The following is a 17,619-nucleotide window of genomic DNA, read 5'->3' as shown; positions in this document are numbered from 1 at the left end:
TTGGTTAAATATTGAGTAAAAAATAAAAAAGGACTATTTGAATTGCATCATTCGCTTCCCCTAATTACTACCATCGCCATGGGATTTGCTTTAGCATTAATCCTAGGCTTGATTGCTGTACGCCTTAAGATTCCCCCATTAGTGGGGTATTTATTAGCGGGTGTCGTTGTTGGGCCATATACCCCTGGCTTGATGGGGGATATCAGTATCGCCCAAGAACTCGCAGAAATAGGAGTGATGCTGCTGATGTTTGGCGTAGGCTTACATTTTTCATTGTCCGATTTGATGCGAGTGCGCAATATTGCTATCCCTGGCGCAATAGTGCAAATTGCTGTCGCAACCCTACTTGGAAGTTGTATTGCAATTCTGTGGGGCTGGAATTATAGCAGTGCTCTAATTTTTGGGCTGTCTTTATCCGTAGCCAGTACCGTTGTTTTATTGAAAGCACTTGAAGAGCGAGGCGCGCTGGAGTCGATTAATGGCCATATTGCTATAGGCTGGCTTTTGGTTGAAGACTTGGCGATGGTTATTGTACTGGTGTTGTTACCACCGTTATCACACTGGCAGGATGATAGCGCCTCGATAGGTGTTCATAGCCAGCCTCTGTGGCTTGTTTTTAGTCTAACACTTCTTAAGGTATCCGCGTTCATTGCGTTCATGCTCTTGGTCGGGCGACGATATTTCCCGAAGCTACTCTGGATTGTTGCGCGAACAGGCTCACGTGAATTGTTTACTTTATGTGTTATTGCTGCAGCAATTAGCATTGCCTATGTGGCTTCTAAATTGTTTGGCGTTTCATTTGCCTTAGGCGCCTTTTTTGCCGGCATGATTATGCGAGAGTCTTCATTCAGTCATCGTGCTGCTGAGGAATCTTTGCCGCTTAGAGACGCGTTTGCGGTGTTGTTTTTTGTTTCCGTTGGCATGTTGTTTAATCCCTACGTGTTGGTTGAGCAACCCTTACAAATTTTAATTGTGGTGGGGATTATCGTTATCGGAAAGTCAATTGCGGCGTTTATCTTAGTTCTTGCTTTTCGCTATCCATTACAATCCGCATTAGTCGTGTCAGCAAGCTTGTCTCAAATTGGTGAGTTTTCATTCATACTTGCGGATCTCGGGGTACGTTTAGACATACTGCCTGCAGAGGGACAAAGTTTTATTCTTGCTGGGGCACTGATATCCATTGCGATTAACCCGCTCATATTTAAATTAGTAAATCCTGTGCATACTTGGATAAAGTCTTACCCGCGATTACTCCGTTTTTTTGAACGTGATGACGATTCTTTGGCTGAGTTACCGATGTCCACAAAAGACGAATATCTTGCCGGGCAAGTGGTTATCGTCGGCTATGGCCGTGTTGGGAAGCGCGTTGCCCATCTACTCTCTGAAAAAAACATTCCTTATGTTGTCGTTGAGGAAAATAGAGAGTTAATCGCAAGTCTGCGGGCTGCAGGCCTTCCGGCCGTTTACGGCGATGCATCCAAGCCTTCCGTGCTGATTCAAAGCCATATTGCCCATGCCAGTATGCTCATGATTGTCATAGCAGATACGGTCCACCTAAGGACTATGATGCAATATGCTTATAAACTGAATCCAGAAATAGAAATTGTTGTCCGTACGCATGATGAAGAGGAAGCTGCGTTATTAGAGAAAGAGATTCCTGGCAAAGTATTCTTTGCCGAGGGAGAAATCGCCAAAAATATGGGAGAATACGCCTTAAGTCGATATGGAAAATCATGAGTTATATTGATGCAATTAGCCTTTGGGGGGCAGCTTAGGCGAAACAGCAAGCATGTCCACAGTACTAACCTTTTGGCAACACTGCCCATAAGTAAGTAATGCAATAGTAACCACCAATAATTTTTTTCTCATAGTTAGAGCCATCACATAGAGGGAGTTCGTATTCTACCAACAGTTGCCAGCGGCTTAGACTCTAAAAATGATACAACAGAAATTTTTACAAGGACCGCAATTGGTTCTCACAATATACGAATAGCTAATTTTGACAGGAGGTCTTTGGTGATTAAAAAAGTGAAGTCTGTGGCGATTACTTTTGCCATGTGCGCCGTCTTTTTTACTGGGGCGAGGGCACAAGACCCCGCTGTTACCATTTTTGAAAATGTGCGTATCTTTGATGGGAAAACCCCCACACTTTCTGGAGCATCGTATGTTCTTGTTCGCGGTAACATCATTGAGCGGATTACAAATACTCCCATTCATGTAAGCAATCAAGCCGATACTCGCGTCATTGCCGGGGGCGGAAGAGTGTTGATGCCCGGTCTCAGCGACATGCATTGGCATGCGATGCTTGTTCGTCCTACTCCCAATCAGATAATATCGAACGACATTGGATACACAACACTGCTAGCAGGTGCAGAAGCCACTGCCACGCTGATGCGTGGATTCACAACGGTCAGGGATATGGGCGGTCCGGTGTTCGCACTCAAGCGTGCTATTGACGAAAAGATTATCCCTGGCCCGCGTATTTATCCATCGGGCGCGATTATCACCGTAACGGGTGGTCATGGAGATTTCCGTGAACTCTGGGAGTTGCCACGAACGCCTAAGGCTATGAGTCGTGTAGAACATCTTGGTGGAAGTGTCATTGCGGACAGTCCAGACGAAGTTCGAAAACGCACGCGCGAACAACTCATGCAAGGTGCGTCCCAGATCAAACTGACTGCGGGTGGCGGCGTGGCCTCACCACTTACTCCTCTTGACGTCACCACCTTTACTGAAGCTGAATTACAAGCAGCTGTTGAAGCAGCTGCAGATTGGGGAACCTATGTGGCCACTCACGCTTATACGCCGAATGCTATTCAACGTTCTATTATGGCAGGCGCCAAAGTGATTGAGCATGGTCATCTTATGGATGAAGCAACAGCAAAACTCATGGCTCAAAAAAACATCTGGTTGAGTACACAACCGTTTGTAGATCTTGGTGGTGCAGCCATGCTTTCACCTACACAACAAGAGCAGATGCGGCGACTCATCCAGGGGACTAATTCCATGTACGAGTATGTGAAGCGGTTCAAGATCAAAACCGGTTTTGGGACAGATATTCTCTTCTCAAAAGCATTGGCAGAGCACCAGGGCCAGGGTATTGTCGATCTCACGCGATGGTTTACGCCTGCAGAAGCACTGATTATGGCGACTTCTGCCAATGGAGAATTGCTGGCGCTTTCTGGAGCACGCAATCCCTATCCAGGAAAACTGGGCGTTGTCGAAGAGGGGGCATTGGCAGATCTGCTCCTCGTTGATGGCGATCCGTTGCAAGATATAAGCATTGTCGCAGACCCTGCGAACAAGTTTCTCGTTATTATGAAGGATGGAGTCATCTACAAGGATATGACACCTAAAGTTTAATTTGCCAAATCGTCAAATTAAACTTTAGGATTATTTTCTACAAGATCTTAAGAAAACGGTAAGCATTTAACTATATAATGTCTTTTCAAATTTTTTTGGATGCATATTTATGAAAATTAAATCCTCAATTTTTTTAGCTTTAACCTTATTAGCTTCTAATATTTATGCCAATACAGCTGAAGAGCAAGCCCAATATTGTAATGATGCTGGTGGCACAGTGGAATCTATGACTGCAGAGTTTTTGACCCCTACCGGCTATGTTAAAGGTCAATCTAAAATGTTCTGTAATTTCTTCGTCGATAATGGTTTTATTGCTATTGGGTTAGAAACATTTTCTGCTGATGAGCCAAGTATTGCCGCTACGTTCATGAAAAAAATGCGTCCTATTAAAAATGATTCTCCTTTATGGAAAGGAGCGTTTGCTAATCCTGCTCATAATGTTTGTAAAAATATTGGCGGTGCAGGTATTGGCTTTATTACCAGTGGTGGATTCGCTAATGCTTTAGGTGAGTCGGATATATGCGTATTCGGTGATGGATCTATGGTTAGTGGCTGGTCGTTGATTTATATGGCTAATCATCGTGAAGGCTATGATGCTGTTAAAAATAAAGTCCGTGCTGAACCGATAAATATCCCTGTTCCCTAAACTGAGCAAACGCAGGTCGGGCCTTGGCCCGACACAGCTAATAAATTGTTCCTATTGCATCTTCTTGAGCATGAATTGGTTTATGACTTCAAGGTTTGCGCTTGTCCCGGGTCTAATTCTGGGCTTTCTTCTTTAGCAACAGCTTTCTCATTTTTTTCTTTTATAAAATTTCTAAATTTATTTGTAACTCCCCAGGTACTCTTCAATTAAATTTAAAAAAAGCTTGAAAAATTATATAGATCTGATCAAATATCGGGATGAAAGACGCCGAACAAATAATAGTCCCTACTGGCTAGGATTGATGAATTAGAGACGCTTGTAAAACAGCAGGCGGCAAAAATTATTGAGCTTGAAAAACGCCTAAACAAGAATAGCCGCAATAGTTCAAAGCCACCCTCGAGCGATGGTCTTTCAAAACCACCGAGGACAAGTTCTCTGCGAGAAAATGGCAAGAATAAAAGTGGTGGTCAAAAAGGACATAAGGGTGAAACATTAAAGCAAGTTGCTCAGCCTGACAAGACAGTACGTCATACTTTGATGCTTTGTGCCCTGAGTGTGGCCTATCTCTGAAAGAGCAACCAATTTTAGGGTTGATTAAGCGACAAGTCTTTGATATTCCGATCCCGAAGATAGAAGTAACTGAACATCAATCAGAACTCCTTTCCAGAAGGGATTGGAGCACCAGTCTAGTATGGCTCGGTAATACGCAGCTGGTCAGTCTATTATCAAAATCAGCATTTCATTCCTGAAGACAGATTACAACAATTATTTTTAGATATGTATGGCGTGTTCCTGCAACAGCAATGTTGACTCATTATAACGCCGTTGCGTTTCGAGCATTAGCCGATTTTGAAACAACCATATTGTATCTAGCCCAAAGGCTGATGTTAAACACCTGGATGAAACAGGCTTTCGTGTTGGCGGTAAAACCCAGTGGATACACACGCTATCAACTAAACACCTGACTTATTTTCATTCTTCGCCAAAGAGAAAATCATTATTAGAAGGACTAGAGGGTACGGTAGTACATGACCACTGGCGACCTTACTATCAATTGGAGGGTGTCAATCATGCTCTGTGCAACCAACACCACTTGCGTGAACTAAAAGCCCTGATCGAGCATGATAAAGCGGTCTGGGCAATAAGTATGCGTCGGTTTTTACTACTGGCTTTACGCTATCGTCATTGGTATCAAGGGAAAGTCATTCCTGAAAATCGTTTAATTTGGCTCAGGAAAATTTATGATCGTATCATCAATAATGGTTTAGCTTGGCACGAATCATTGCCACCATTGCCGTTTCAAAAAAAACGAGGACGGGAGAAGTGAAGGCCTAGACACAACCTACTGCTGAGGCTAAAATATTACAGGGAGGATGTCCTGCGTTTTCTTTTTGACCATCGTATACCATTTACCAATAATGATGGCCGAGCGCGATCTTCGCATGGTCAAATGCAAGCAGAAAATATCTGGTGGTTTTCGCTCATCAACCGGTGCTGAACAATTCGCTCGCATTAGGGGATTTATCAACACCGCAAGAAAACAAGGATGGAACATCCTTGATTCAATTCAGACTATTTTTTCTGGAAATATTCATATGCCTGTATAAAGGGTTACTAAAATAAGATAGTTATAAAATCAAGGAATTTAAGTGAAAGGATCGAAATACATTTTGCTATTATTCTGTATCTGTTCAATATTTGGAACTGCATCAGCCACAAACAAAGCACTCGATTCAGTACTCCGCATGATTGCTCCTGATAAATCGCTTATTCTGACCAAATCTGAATTACTGTCTCATCCAGCCCTTGCTCAAGTAACTATTAATAACGACCGAGCGTACCCAAACAAAACAATGCATCATAAGGTTATCCCCTTATGTAAGTTACTTGCTCCCTTCAATATTAGCAAACAAGACTTCATTGAATTGATAGCCAAAGATAATTTTCACGTGTATGTACCTTCAGCTAAAATCATGGATTGCAGTAAAAATGCCTCCATCGCAATGCTGGCTATAGAGCCGGCGTCAAAGTGGCCAATAATTGATAATCATACAGGAACCAATGCTGGGCCTTATGAAGTTATTTGGCTTCATCCGGAACGATCCTATATATCAAATGAATATTGGGCATGGAGTGTCGTTACAATAAAAATTACTCGAAAGCTTGATTATAAAAATGTTCTTGCTCCACCACGAATAACGAATCCTTCCCTTATTAATGGCTATCAATTGTATATTAGTCATTGTGAAGGCTGCCATACCATTAACCACATCGGAAAAAGCAATATCGGCCCCGATCTGAATTGTCCTAAAAGTCCATTGGATTATTATCCCAAGATAACGCTATTGAAAAAATTTATACGCGATCCAAAATCAGTTCGTTCTCTTCCGCAAGGACGGATGAGTGGCTCAGATAAAGAGTCCTTATCCGATAATGATCTAGATGATTTAATTAAATTTTTTGCCTATATGAATACAAAAAAACGATGTTAATTTGCACGTCTAAGTGATTGATCAGCTGGGGAGTTACATTTATTTTAATAATGCCATGACCTACAAATCTAGGCGGAGTACCTTTACTTGCATCAGGGCCAAACTCAGATAAAAAAGTTTGTAAAATCAGTTTTTTTTCATTTCTCTGCTATGCACGTTATCTAAATCCACTTTCCCCGTTCGGTATCCTTCTTGAATAATTTCTCTGGCTCCTGCTAACCTTAAAGGGGATTCATGGTGATTTTCAGAAAATTTAAGTGCGGATTTAATGATTTGCTTTTTATTGGCATCATCAGCAAATATATTAATGTTGATGCTTTTGTTATGAGATTTTAAAATGTTTTCTATATAGAGATCGGCTGCCGCTTCATTTTTAATTTTAATTTTAGGTGGTTCTTCTGGAGCAGGCGGTGTGGTATCTACCGGGGTATTATTTGATGCCCTTAATATTGTTTTATATCGCTCTAAATCCGCAATATGTTCTTCACGTAAACGTTGTGGATTAGGAATATCACGTTCAGGCATATTATTAAAATCACTGGCTAACTCACGCAATGGTCGAGTCGGTGTAAAGCCAGTGGGATATGAATTCTGGCAGGTGGCGTCACGTGTCTTATATAGTCTTTAAAATGCTCTAGACTTGGCTGTCCATGAGGATCATAGCAGGCGGTAAACTTAGGAGGCACACCGGTACTTTTTGCAGTAACTGCTTTTGCAAGTATACCGATGGTCTGGGGGCCATGTCCTCTTGCTGGATCTTGAAGTTGAGTTATCGCGTCATTTATGAACGGGATCATAATTTTTTTTAATAAATGTTTTATAAATGTTAGGCCACAAAAAGATCTATTTTAATTCATGGTGAGTAAATTTAATGCAAAGCAAGGAATTTGGAGGCTTAGAAAGAATGATTAGTACTTGGTATTCGAAGTTAGAGGCGGATACTGCTTTGAATTTCTCGGTCAATTGTTTTGTTTGTGAGGATTTCTAGACCGAGGCCCGACCGACGCTTACTTAGTTTTAACCAAGCTATGGGATGATTGCGCCAGCTGCTTGAGATAAAGGGAGCGATTGAGTAGAAAAATAACGTTTAGGAGCCTGGAAATTAGAAATATGGAATTGTGAAAGTTCAGTGATTAGAGATTAAAATTTAAGGATAATAGACAAGCACTGAGTACCAGATGCATCAAATGTCCGTTGTAATAACTATTTGCAGCATAGGGTAAATTCTTGAAGTGATTTAAGATTATTTTTTTATTTAAAAAAGGAAGCTTATCCAGCAAGCCACTAGAAAAAACATCATCTAAAAGATGGTAGAGCGCTGTTTTATTTCCATCGAGAATGAAAGAAGGTGCCGCAAAAGGAAACTTGCGTCGAGAAACAATTTTTGAGGGTAATCTATGCCGCATGGCCTCCTTCAAAATGAATTTCTCGCCAGTGATATGAGCTTTTATATTATCTGGTAACTTGGTCGCGAATTTAACTAAATCATTATCTAAAAAAGGTAGTCTGGCCTCTATTGAATGGGCCATTTCTACTCTATCACCTAAAGCAGACAATATTACCTCTGAAAAACCAGACTTTGCCCAGAGGTACAAAGAACTATTTCCTGGACTGATTTGATCATCGCAGTTTAAGGTATTTAAAAGCTCAAATTGTGGATCTTGCTGCAAATTAAAAACAGAGTGCAGTAACAATATCCATGATAATGAATTTGTAAATAAAGCTGGTTGATAGTGTAATCTCTTTGTTACCTGATAATGATTTGTTATTAAAAATTGGAGCGCTCTAAGTTTTTGATTCAAAGGCTGCTTACGATACAGCAACTTATTTTGAGTTAGATTTTTAAAAAAACCACAAGATTTCGCAATAATGAAATCATTATAATTGCCACGATAGCCTCCCAATATTTCATCTGCTCCCTCACCAGTTAATACCACTTTATAATTGCTCTGTTGCACCTCAGAGCTTAAAAGATATTTCGCTATAGAATTTGGGTTAGTTATAAGCGATTCTGTATGCAAAATGGTATTTGAGTAATTTTTAGCCATCTCCTGCGTGGTTATTGGAAGAGAATGAAAAGTGATGTGAAGATTTTTGGCCACCAAGTGTGCATAATCATATTCATTTAAATACGTTGACTCATTAAATGAAACATGGAAAGCGTCTACTTTTCCGGGGTAATTTTCCGTCATTACAGATAATATTGAAGAAGAATCAAGACCACCACTCAAATAGCATGCTATAGGGACATCGGATCTGAGCCGACGGGTGATTGCTTGCTGGAATAAACGTTCAAACTCTTCTATAAAATCAAATGGATTGTAGGAACTAACTACTGAGTTTTTAGAGGGAAAGGACCATTCCCAATATTGATGCGTGGTTTGATTTTGATTTTTTATGTCTATCAGAAGGCAATGCCCTGGTTTTACTTGTTTGATACCCTCAAAACAGGTTTCTTCTTGTAAAGCAAAGCCACTGAATATTTGGAACACGGCATTTGTATTCCATTGACTGCTAATACCTAAAGCCAATAATGCTTTTATTTCTGAAGCAAAGCACCAACTTCCGGCTTGCTGTGTGTAAAATAAAGGTTTTACACCAAATCTATCACGAGCAGCTATAATTAATTTATTTTTTTCATCAAAAAGAATAAACGCGAACTCGCCATTTAAATAATTAAAAAAGTTCAAACCAAAACAGTGATATAGGGACAATATTATTTCACTATCACTGTTGGTAAAAAATTGATAACCCTTTTTTATCAACATAGAGCGAATGATTTCAAAATCATAGAATTCCCCATTCACTATGGCATGCAATTGAAGATCTTTATTGTGCAGGGGTTGAGTACCATGCTCTAAATCCATAATGCTTAAGCGAGCATGACCAAGTCCAACATGATCATTAGAGGCAATCCAGATGTTTTGTGCATCCGGTCCTCTATGCTTTAAAAGCTGCGTTGCTAATAAAAGTTTTTCTTGAGATATGGGGGTCTTTTCGTTATATATAGCTACCAATCCGCACATGATTTTCTCTTCGTTTTTTATGTACTTTTTATTTAAGTGTATGCTATTCCCAATTTAAATTGAAAATAAATCACTTAGAGAGCTTCTATTAGTTCCAGGTGGCAAGCAGCAAGGCCATGCTTGCTGACGCCTTATGAGTGACCACCAATAAGATTAATTATGCTATCGTATGTGCTATTTTAGGTTGGTGATGATACACGCGTTTTACTTACTCTAAACCACACCGTTTAGGTGAGAAAAAAACTCATTGCTCTTCATCATAGATAAATAAATCTTTTATTTTTCCCCAAAAGTTTTGGCCGAGAATGAATAGGCTAATAAAAAACAATAGATCTAAAAATAAAATATAAAAATATAAATTCTTTTGCATGGAGATTGGCAAAAAATAACTGATATAGGGCAACAGGAAACCCAGCACTAAAGATATTGAAAAAAATGTGATCCCAATTCGAAATCGTAGTCGACTATTAACGGTTGGAACTGAATTTTTTAACCAAAAAAGGATGCGTGATTTAAGATAGCTATAGCCTTCAGTACCTAAAATAATTACAGCAAGCAACATACCAAATTCAGGGATGCCAAAAATTAACAGGCCGGAAATAATCGTTTTCATAGAAGAGGATATGTTTAATTCCATGATTAGAGGTACTGAAAAGGGTACTAAAAATGAAATCATTAAAATGATAAAGCCCAAAAATAACTTTGTTTTCGAGATGGTACTGCCAGCCTTCGTTCCTTCTTTCATTATGACCTCATTTCTCAACAAATAATTCTTTACTTGTATATAGGTTAGCACTTTTTTTAATTGGAATAACAAGCGTTTGTTGCTGCGTTCTAATCTCATGTCTCATTTCATATTCTTTTGACTAGGTTGTCTATCAATCCAAGGCAAGATCAATCTATACTAGTTAAAAATGGATTCTAAATTTTAACTATTTTTAACAAACTTAAACGTTCCTCTAATCAATGCAAAAAACGTACATCAATAAAAAGGATGAAGATGATGAATCTAAGGACTAAGTATGTCATTGCTGTCCTGTCCATTTGGCTTGTCCTGTTTGGGGCAAGTTTTTTCATTGCGAAAAAACTCATTGTTACTGATTTTGAACACCTTGAATATAGCGATGCTGTAGAAGCAAGCCAAAGAGTTGCGCGTACGGTTATTTCAGACTCACAGTATATCGATGTGTTGATTGCTGATTTGGCTTATTGGGATGATACCTATAACTACATACAAAAACCTAACAATGAATATATCAACACGAATTATGCTGAGGACTTTTTTAAAGATAAAAATATTAATGAAGTAATTTTTCTGTCAATGGATGGCAATGTCATTTGGTCTCAAGGATATAATTTACAGACAAATAAATTTTATCCAATTGATCCAAGCGTATTGGATTACTTTAAAAAAAATGCATTATCGCTGATTAAATATAAAGAGAAATACAATAATTCAGGTAACAATGCGGTAGGTATATCCGGTTTTTTACAACTGCCTTCGCAGCCCTATCCTGGTTATTATGTTGTTAACTACACGGATGATTCTAATGAAAATAAGGACCCCAATGGATTTATAATTTTTGGAAAAACGCTAACTCCAGAGTTTCTTAAAAAAATAGGCCATAAATTAGATTATACGATTTCTGTGCAGGCACCATCTATTCTTGCAACAACTCCGGAAGGGAAAAAAGAGTTAGCAGAAATGATTGATAGCGGTAGCTCTTATGTTGAACCAATTAACAATCAACGTTTAGCTGTTTATAGCCTACTTAAGGATTTTGAATTTAAACCAATAGGATTATTACGTACTGATTTATCAAGAGATATGCATCAAAGCATACAAAAAGCAGCAGTTAGAAATCAAACCTTGTTGTTTATTGTCTCTATGGTGGGATTATTATTAATCGCAATCTTAATTTACCTATTATTTAGAAAACAAGAACGCATTACTAATTCATTTGAGCGATTTGTTCCTCATGAGTTTCTTGAATTATTAAACAAAAAAAATATTCTTGAAGTGGCGCTTGGGGATAATTTAAAACATACCATTGCTGTATTGTTTTTAGATATTAGAAATTTTACAACAATATCTGAAAGCTTAACCCCACAAGGAAATTTTGATTTTGTGAACTCGGTGCTTAAGCAGTTGTCCCCAATAATTGTTGAACATCAAGGATTTATTGATAAATTTGTGGGTGATGCGATCATGGCACTCTTTCCTGGAGAGACGTGTGCCGATGATGCAGTGAATTCAGCAGTAGCCATTTTAAAAAAACTTACTGTATTAAATAAAACCAACTCATGGCTTTTTGCCTCTCAAGAAGTGCATGTAGGCATAGGAATTAATTCAGGTGCATTAATGCTGGGCATTGTTGGGGAGACAAATCGTCTGGAAAGTACGGTGATTGGTGATGTAGTGAATACCGCTGCACGCATAGAATCCATGACAAAAACATATGAGCAAAATATCCTGATCAGTGAAAGTGTTTACCAAGCGATGAAACGTCCTGAACGACATGAATTTATTGATATAGGCGAGGTCACAATGAAGGGCAAACTAATGCCCGTAAAACTGTATGGTGTGCATGAAAAAGAATCATAATATGACGTGTGCTAAATACGCCGAAAATTTTAGAGGGCTTAAAGCCATTATGTAGTGGAGTACGTATTTTATGCCAACGCCTGCCAGTAAGTTAGAGTCTAAAGATGATTCTAAAGAAGTACTACAAAATAAGCCCATTTCTGGTGATACATGTTTCTGTGACCAGATTTACAAGTTGGCAAAAAATCCTAATAGAAATGAAGCCAAAATAGCGATTAATGAAATACTTCTTTTGGCTGCTATTGATGTACATCATGTCACAATGAATGATACAGCTGTGAGTAAATTAGCAGCTGAAGGTGATGTAGAGGCCGTTAATTTTTTAAGAAAAGAATTCAATGCTTCATTGTTGTGGATGGCATAAGGTTATGCTTGCGGTGGACAGGTGGCGGAAGCAAATAAAGTCTTAGCGTTAGTGCGGAATTCTGCTGACCGATTCTTATTGTTGCAGCAAATGGCAGTTGGCTATGCTCGCGGCGGGCATGTGACGGCAGCAAATAACGTCTTAGTGTTAGCGCAGAATGCTGCTGAGCGACTTACATTGTCAAAAACAATTGCTGCTAATTTGTCGCAAATTGTGTTTGTTACTGAACGCGATGCATTGCAAACACTGGCAACATTCCATTCGGATTTCCAATACACCATTGCCTCTGAACTAAAAGAATCTGCAGCAAAAATAGACGTAGTCCACTTAGTTCCCAAAGCAACAAAACTAAATACGCTCATGAAGGCCCAGGAACTTAATTTTAATCAAGCTATGGGTTGGCTACAGCCAGAGATGCAAGTATGGCTTTTACAAGGGCCACAACTGATTAAGAATAAAAAATTAGCTGCAGCCATGTTTTTATCGGTATCGACTTATTTAACGTCTAATTCAATACCCGAAATGGTCGATCTTTCCAATAAATTATCTGCCACTACATGCCGTGATCGTTTCTTTAAAAATTTGCAGTCGCATCATCTTATACTTGCAAACGATTTAACTGCTGCTCCCTCAAAAAATGCGCCACTTGCACCAGCTGCTTGAAAATGGGGAAGGACCTGAACCGTCCCCATTTTGCTGATCAGCGGAAGTGTTGACCAATCAATGAAACGACTCGAACGATAGCAAGCCTTGCTCGGGCCTTGGCTGACAATTCCCTAATTAGGATTGTAATCATGTCAATTAGTGAATACACTAATTTCCCCATTTTTTATAAAGGATTATAAGTGTTTTCCAAATTAACAAATACAATTTTATCTCTCTCTATTTTTGGAACATCTGCTTTCGCAGGTACCATGGGCGCCGCACCTAACCCTCAAGGTTTTTTTATTGGCGTAGGTGGAAATTACAACTCATTAAGAATTCAGCAAGATTCATGGGGTCTAGGAATTTCGAGTTTATATATTGATGGCGTGTACAACTCAACTGGGATTGCCCAAGGTAACGCTGCTCCATTTAAAAATAAGAGCCAAAATTTAGCACCGGAAGTTCAGGCTGGGTATTTAAGAAACTATAATGACAGTGTTTATTATGGGATTAAATTTACTTATCAATATCTTGGTGGTATAGCAACTAATCGTGATGTTTACCTTCCTCAAACCGGTGTGCTTACTAGTGCATCAGGTACTACGAGCCCTATGTTTGGATATGCAATTGCTGATTCTGTTGAAACAACCATTAACCATGATATGAATTTATTCGCTTTAATTGGCAAACAATTTGGCAATAAAAGCATATATTTAGGTGGTGGACCTTCATTAATCAGTCTGCAATCGCAAAACTATAATTCCATAGGTTATGCCATTATCAATGGTGAAACTCTTAATGTAACCGGTTTGGTAAATTATGGTTCGCCTACTATGTGGGCATGGGGTGGTGGTGCTCAAATTGGAGCGTCCTATTTTATTACCCCTTCATGGTTTATCGATGCGTCTTATACTTTTTCAGCTTTAGGAGGCCGTGTAAGTCGACATGAACAGTCATTTACTAATACATCGACAATGAATGGTGATAACCTCTTAACAACAGGAATACTGGCAACAAAAGATACTTTTAAAACGACATTGTTGCAATCTGTAAATGTTTCCATTAATAGAATGTTTGATCTTTAAGGGATGCGATAGGAAATTTGCAGCAGCGCTTCTATTAGACCCGGTTGCAAGCCAACCGGGCCACGCGTGTTCAAGGCATTTCAACTCTTGTGTTACCATTAGAGATGCCTGATCATTCAATAATGGAAGTGCTATGCATGTTGTTTTTTTGTTTTTATTCTTCGTATATACAGTTGCTTTTGCTTCTTTACCTAATATTCCTGATAATTCACATGATAGAATTGTATCTTTACCGGGCTTTGGTACGCTTAAGAATATAGAGTATGCAGGCTATCTTCCTCTTGCGACTTCTGCTTGTTCAAAACCAAAATGTAATGCTGCACCAGGTAATTTATTCTATTGGTATGTTGAAAATAGAGCGCATAATGCTGATGCACCGCTGGTATTATGGCTAAATGGCGGTCCTGGAGCAGCGTCGCTGTATGGTTTTTTTATGGAAAATGGTCCTTATGCCATTAACAAAGATGGCACGTTATCAGAGCGTCATTATTCTTGGAGCCAAAAAGCCAATTATTTAGTCATTGATCAACCTGCTGGCGTTGGTTTTTCTTATGGGGAGCCTCATACGTTTTCAAATGAGTCAGAAGCAATCGATCAATTATATGTTGCACTTAAGACTTTTTTTGAGCAGCATCCTGAGCTTGAATCGAAACCATTTTATTTGGCCGGTGAATCCTATGCTGGAAAATATTTGCCTCAATTAGCCATGCGAATTATTTCTGAAACAGGGACGACCCCCAAAATTAATTTAAAAGGACTGTTAATTGGGGATGCCTGGGTTAATCCTCGTCTGCAACAACGTGCTAATGCTGATTTTGCTTATTCACATGGTCTTATTGACCGTCAAGTTCGAGACCAAGTATTAAAATTATATGATTTATGTACAAAAGAAATAGACAAAACCATGCCATCAAGTCGCAAAGCAAACCAGGTTTGTATGAAAATGCAGGAATTAATTGAGAAAGAAAGTGGTGGACTTAATCTGGCTAATATTGCCAAAGGTGCAGAACCTGATGATACGCTAATGATTCATTATTTAAATAAACCTGAAGTTCGTCATGCTTTGCATATCGATAAGCGTGTTCAACAATTTAATACTTTTAGTAAACAAGTAGCAGATCAGCTTGAAATTGGCGAACAGGATTCTGTTGCCGATTTATATCCTAAAATCCTTGCCAAGGGCATTCGGGTATTGATTTATAATGGTCTAGAAGATGGAAAGGACTCAAACTTTATAAGTACTGAATTATGGCTTTCTGCACTCAAATGGCCATTCAAAAATGAATTTGCTCATGCAGCGACCTGTGTATGGCATACAGATGGCAAAGTGGCTGGTTATGCTAAAACCGCAGGTGGCTTAACCCAGGTTAAGGTGCGTAATGCAGGGCATCTTGCGCCTATTGATCAACCGGCGAGATTATTTGGCTTATTTAATCATTTCATCAGTAATAAACCCTTGTGTTAAATCTTGATTGAATCGAACTGGCCTGGTTGCGCAGGTTAAACATCCACTTGTCTGCCAATTTCTACGACTGAATCGGGGGTCATTTGAAAGTATTCACTTTCATGTAATGCATTTCGCTGCATGAAGGCGTAGAGCTTACCTATCCAGGTAGGCAATCGTTTTCCCTTCTCACGTGAGATAATTCTTGCGTGGCCGACATAGTAGGTGATGTCATCGAGAGCAAGAGCTTTTTTACTAATGACTTGTCTAATCACTCTAGGTACATTCGGACGCTCCATAAATCCATAGGAGGCAACCGCTCGCCAGACGTTAGGATAAATTTCCTTTAAGGTGATTCGCTCGCTGCTTTTTACCCAAGGAATTGACTTGGTTTCCACCTTTAAAATAAAAACATTTTTCTGCAAAGCACGATTCTGCCTGACATGCCATATCAACGCCGAAGGTGCACCCTCTGATGTGCGGGTGAGAAAAACAGCGGCACCTGGCACTCGGGCAATTTGTTCATCTGCGATATGGGTCATAAAGGTATTGATGGGAACTACCACCTCACTAAGCCGTTTTGCAACGGCTTTTGTTCCGGTATGCCAAATAAGCATAATCCCATACACAAAAACAGCGAAAATAATCGGCACATAGCCACCTTCCATAAATTTTGACAAATTGGCGCCGAAAAAAGCAGTATCTATGATTAAGAAGGTACCGACAATTATTCCAGTTTTTAGGATACCCCAATTCCATATTTCACGCGAGGCGATAAATAGTAGTGCTGATGTTGCCAGCATCGTTGCCGATACGGCAATACCATAAGCTGCGGCCAGATTATCTGATTTTCTAAATCCTATAATAAGACCAACGGTTGCTATCATAAGCAACCAGTTGGCAACGCCAATATAGATTTGTCCATATCCTTCACAAGAGGTTTGCGTGATACGCAATCTGGGTAGCCATCCTAACTGGATCGCTTGACGCGTCATGGAAAATGTACCGCTAATAATTGACTGGCTGGCGATAATTGTTGCAATGGTTGCTAATATCACCAGAGGTATCAAGCAGGTGGAAGGGCATAGTCGATAAAATATATTATCTGATAAGGGCACACCTTCGAGCACTAATGCTGCTTGTCCGGCATAGTTAAGGACAAGGCTAGGAAATACAAGCCCCAACCATGCAAAGCGAATGGGCTTTGCACCAAAGTGCCCCATGTCTGCATAGAGGGCTTCCGCTCCAGTGACACACAAAAATACGCCTCCGAGTACCAGAAATCCTTTGAGGCCATGGGAAAATAGAAAATGAAGCCCATAATATGGATTAAGTGCTTTCAGCACTGAGGGATGCTGAATAATACCCCATAATCCTAAAACACTCAGCGTGATAAACCATAGCCCCATTACTGGCCCAAAAATCTTCCCAATCTTAGCGGTTCCTTTGAACTGAATGGCAAACAGCGCAATGAGAATGGCAACCGATAAGGGTAAAACATAGGGAGAAAGGGAGGGGGTAATGATATTTAAACCTTCTAGTGCAGAGAGGACTGAGATTGCCGGAGTAATGGCACCATCACCGTATATCAGTGCGGCCCCAAACAATCCCATAGCAACGATAATAGGCCTAGTATGAAGCTTGATACCCAGTAAAGACATTAAAGCTAAAATGCCTCCTTCTCCATCGTTATCAATACCCATGGCAAAATAAACATATTTAATTGTGGTGATAATGATAAGGGTCCATACAATCAATGACAGCGAGCCTAGTATTGCATTGGTGTTGAGATGACCATCAATGAGTGTTAATACTGTTTTGAAGGTATAAAGTGGGCTTGTGCCAATATCGCCAAAAACGATACCCAAAGCTGAAAAGCTCAGTAAGGCTAAACTGGAGTTTGGAACTGAATTTTTCATCATTTATAATTTATCCAAATATTGGGTTAA

17 protein-coding genes are annotated in these 17,619 nt (G+C 39.5%); 12 read left to right on the top strand and 5 right to left on the bottom strand.

Features of this window, described 5'->3' with window-relative positions:
• Window positions 1-42: 42 nt before the first annotated feature.
• The 7 genes from Lste_RS03665 to Lste_RS03645 all read left to right on the top strand — a co-directional run bounded on the left by Lste_RS03665 (window position 43) and on the right by Lste_RS03645 (window position 6,501).
• Window positions 43-1,737: a cation:proton antiporter domain-containing protein gene (locus tag Lste_RS03665; RefSeq protein WP_058509734.1), complete on the top strand. Its 1,695-nt coding sequence runs from the start codon at window positions 43-45 to the stop codon at window positions 1,735-1,737.
• A 279-nt stretch (window positions 1,738-2,016) separates the two neighbouring features.
• The gene (locus Lste_RS03660; RefSeq protein WP_202814159.1) at window positions 2,017-3,363 is read left to right on the top strand and encodes a metal-dependent hydrolase family protein; all 1,347 of its coding nucleotides are present in this window, start codon (window positions 2,017-2,019) and stop codon (window positions 3,361-3,363) included.
• A 109-nt stretch (window positions 3,364-3,472) separates the two neighbouring features.
• Entirely contained in the window at window positions 3,473-4,009 is a 537-nt protein-coding gene (locus tag Lste_RS03655) for a hypothetical protein (RefSeq protein WP_058509733.1), read from the top strand.
• Window positions 4,010-4,297: 288 nt separating this feature from the next.
• Window positions 4,298-4,579 carry a DUF6444 domain-containing protein gene (locus Lste_RS19785; RefSeq protein WP_420324180.1) on the top strand — a complete coding sequence of 94 codons (282 nt, stop codon included), beginning with the start codon at window positions 4,298-4,300 and terminating at the stop codon, window positions 4,577-4,579.
• Between the two features lie 292 nt (window positions 4,580-4,871).
• Window positions 4,872-5,336 (top strand): IS66 family transposase, encoded by a 465-nt coding sequence (locus Lste_RS19075; protein WP_157070697.1) that lies wholly within the window; start codon window positions 4,872-4,874, stop codon window positions 5,334-5,336.
• 46 nt (window positions 5,337-5,382) lie between these two features.
• Window positions 5,383-5,616: a hypothetical protein gene (locus tag Lste_RS19070; RefSeq protein WP_157070696.1), complete on the top strand. Its 234-nt coding sequence runs from the start codon at window positions 5,383-5,385 to the stop codon at window positions 5,614-5,616.
• 42 nt (window positions 5,617-5,658) lie between these two features.
• Complete coding sequence (locus Lste_RS03645) at window positions 5,659-6,501, top strand: c-type cytochrome (protein WP_157070695.1); 843 nt, start codon at window positions 5,659-5,661, stop codon at window positions 6,499-6,501.
• Between the two features lie 126 nt (window positions 6,502-6,627).
• On the opposite strand, the gene Lste_RS03640 is transcribed toward Lste_RS03645, so the two are convergent.
• The 4 genes from Lste_RS03640 to Lste_RS03630 all read right to left on the bottom strand — a co-directional run bounded on the left by Lste_RS03640 (window position 6,628) and on the right by Lste_RS03630 (window position 10,272).
• Window positions 6,628-7,026, bottom strand: a complete 399-nt coding sequence (locus tag Lste_RS03640; RefSeq protein WP_058509731.1) for a hypothetical protein — start codon at window positions 7,024-7,026, stop codon at window positions 6,628-6,630.
• A 17-nt stretch (window positions 7,027-7,043) separates the two neighbouring features.
• Window positions 7,044-7,298 (bottom strand): hypothetical protein, encoded by a 255-nt coding sequence (locus tag Lste_RS19065; protein WP_157070694.1) that lies wholly within the window; start codon window positions 7,296-7,298, stop codon window positions 7,044-7,046.
• Between the two features lie 336 nt (window positions 7,299-7,634).
• Window positions 7,635-9,527 carry an asparagine synthase (glutamine-hydrolyzing) gene (asnB, locus tag Lste_RS03635; protein ID WP_058509730.1) on the bottom strand — a complete coding sequence of 631 codons (1,893 nt, stop codon included), beginning with the start codon at window positions 9,525-9,527 and terminating at the stop codon, window positions 7,635-7,637.
• A 244-nt stretch (window positions 9,528-9,771) separates the two neighbouring features.
• Window positions 9,772-10,272, bottom strand: coding sequence for a hypothetical protein (locus Lste_RS03630; protein ID WP_157070693.1), 501 nt, complete (start codon window positions 10,270-10,272; stop codon window positions 9,772-9,774).
• 255 nt (window positions 10,273-10,527) lie between these two features.
• Between Lste_RS03630 and Lste_RS03625 the strand changes: the two genes are divergently transcribed.
• The 5 genes from Lste_RS03625 to Lste_RS03605 all read left to right on the top strand — a co-directional run bounded on the left by Lste_RS03625 (window position 10,528) and on the right by Lste_RS03605 (window position 15,691).
• On the top strand, window positions 10,528-12,132 hold the full coding sequence (locus Lste_RS03625; RefSeq protein ID WP_162264121.1) for an adenylate/guanylate cyclase domain-containing protein: 1,605 nt from the start codon (window positions 10,528-10,530) through the stop codon (window positions 12,130-12,132).
• Between the two features lie 70 nt (window positions 12,133-12,202).
• Entirely contained in the window at window positions 12,203-12,496 is a 294-nt protein-coding gene (locus tag Lste_RS03620) for a hypothetical protein (RefSeq protein WP_058509727.1), read from the top strand.
• A 21-nt stretch (window positions 12,497-12,517) separates the two neighbouring features.
• Complete coding sequence (locus Lste_RS03615; RefSeq protein ID WP_058509726.1) at window positions 12,518-13,159, top strand: hypothetical protein; 642 nt, start codon at window positions 12,518-12,520, stop codon at window positions 13,157-13,159.
• Between the two features lie 182 nt (window positions 13,160-13,341).
• Window positions 13,342-14,226 (top strand): outer membrane protein, encoded by an 885-nt coding sequence (locus Lste_RS03610; RefSeq protein ID WP_058509725.1) that lies wholly within the window; start codon window positions 13,342-13,344, stop codon window positions 14,224-14,226.
• Between the two features lie 133 nt (window positions 14,227-14,359).
• Window positions 14,360-15,691, top strand: coding sequence for a S10 family peptidase (locus Lste_RS03605; protein ID WP_058509724.1), 1,332 nt, complete (start codon window positions 14,360-14,362; stop codon window positions 15,689-15,691).
• A gap of 35 nt (window positions 15,692-15,726) precedes the next feature.
• On the opposite strand, the gene Lste_RS03600 is transcribed toward Lste_RS03605, so the two are convergent.
• On the bottom strand, window positions 15,727-17,592 hold the full coding sequence (locus Lste_RS03600; protein WP_162264120.1) for a potassium transporter Kup: 1,866 nt from the start codon (window positions 17,590-17,592) through the stop codon (window positions 15,727-15,729).
• Window positions 17,593-17,619: the final 27 nt, after the last annotated feature.

Origin of the sequence: Legionella steelei, from assembly GCF_001468005.1 — a bacterium.
Taxonomy (GTDB): domain Bacteria; phylum Pseudomonadota; class Gammaproteobacteria; order Legionellales; family Legionellaceae; genus Legionella; species Legionella steelei.
The sequence above is the reverse complement of the archived record's forward strand: the minus strand, read 5'-3'. Positions and strand labels throughout refer to the sequence as shown.

Excerpts from the sequence above, each read along its gene's own strand:
- Lste_RS03655 (WP_058509733.1), top strand. The coding sequence starts at position 3,473 with ATGAAAATTAAATCCTCAATTTTTTTAGCTTTAACCTTATTAGCTTCT.
- Lste_RS19070 (WP_157070696.1), top strand. The coding sequence starts at position 5,383 with ATGTCCTGCGTTTTCTTTTTGACCATCGTATACCATTTACCAATAATG.
- Lste_RS03640 (WP_058509731.1), bottom strand. The coding sequence starts at position 7,026 with ATGCCTGAACGTGATATTCCTAATCCACAACGTTTACGTGAAGAACAT.
- Lste_RS19065 (WP_157070694.1), bottom strand. The coding sequence starts at position 7,298 with ATGATCCCGTTCATAAATGACGCGATAACTCAACTTCAAGATCCAGCA.
- asnB (WP_058509730.1), bottom strand. The coding sequence starts at position 9,527 with ATGTGCGGATTGGTAGCTATATATAACGAAAAGACCCCCATATCTCAA.
- Lste_RS03630 (WP_157070693.1), bottom strand. The coding sequence starts at position 10,272 with ATGAAAGAAGGAACGAAGGCTGGCAGTACCATCTCGAAAACAAAGTTA.
- Lste_RS03625 (WP_162264121.1), top strand. The coding sequence starts at position 10,528 with ATGATGAATCTAAGGACTAAGTATGTCATTGCTGTCCTGTCCATTTGG.
- Lste_RS03620 (WP_058509727.1), top strand. The coding sequence starts at position 12,203 with ATGCCAACGCCTGCCAGTAAGTTAGAGTCTAAAGATGATTCTAAAGAA.
- Lste_RS03605 (WP_058509724.1), top strand. The coding sequence starts at position 14,360 with ATGCATGTTGTTTTTTTGTTTTTATTCTTCGTATATACAGTTGCTTTT.
- Lste_RS03600 (WP_162264120.1), bottom strand. The coding sequence starts at position 17,592 with ATGATGAAAAATTCAGTTCCAAACTCCAGTTTAGCCTTACTGAGCTTT.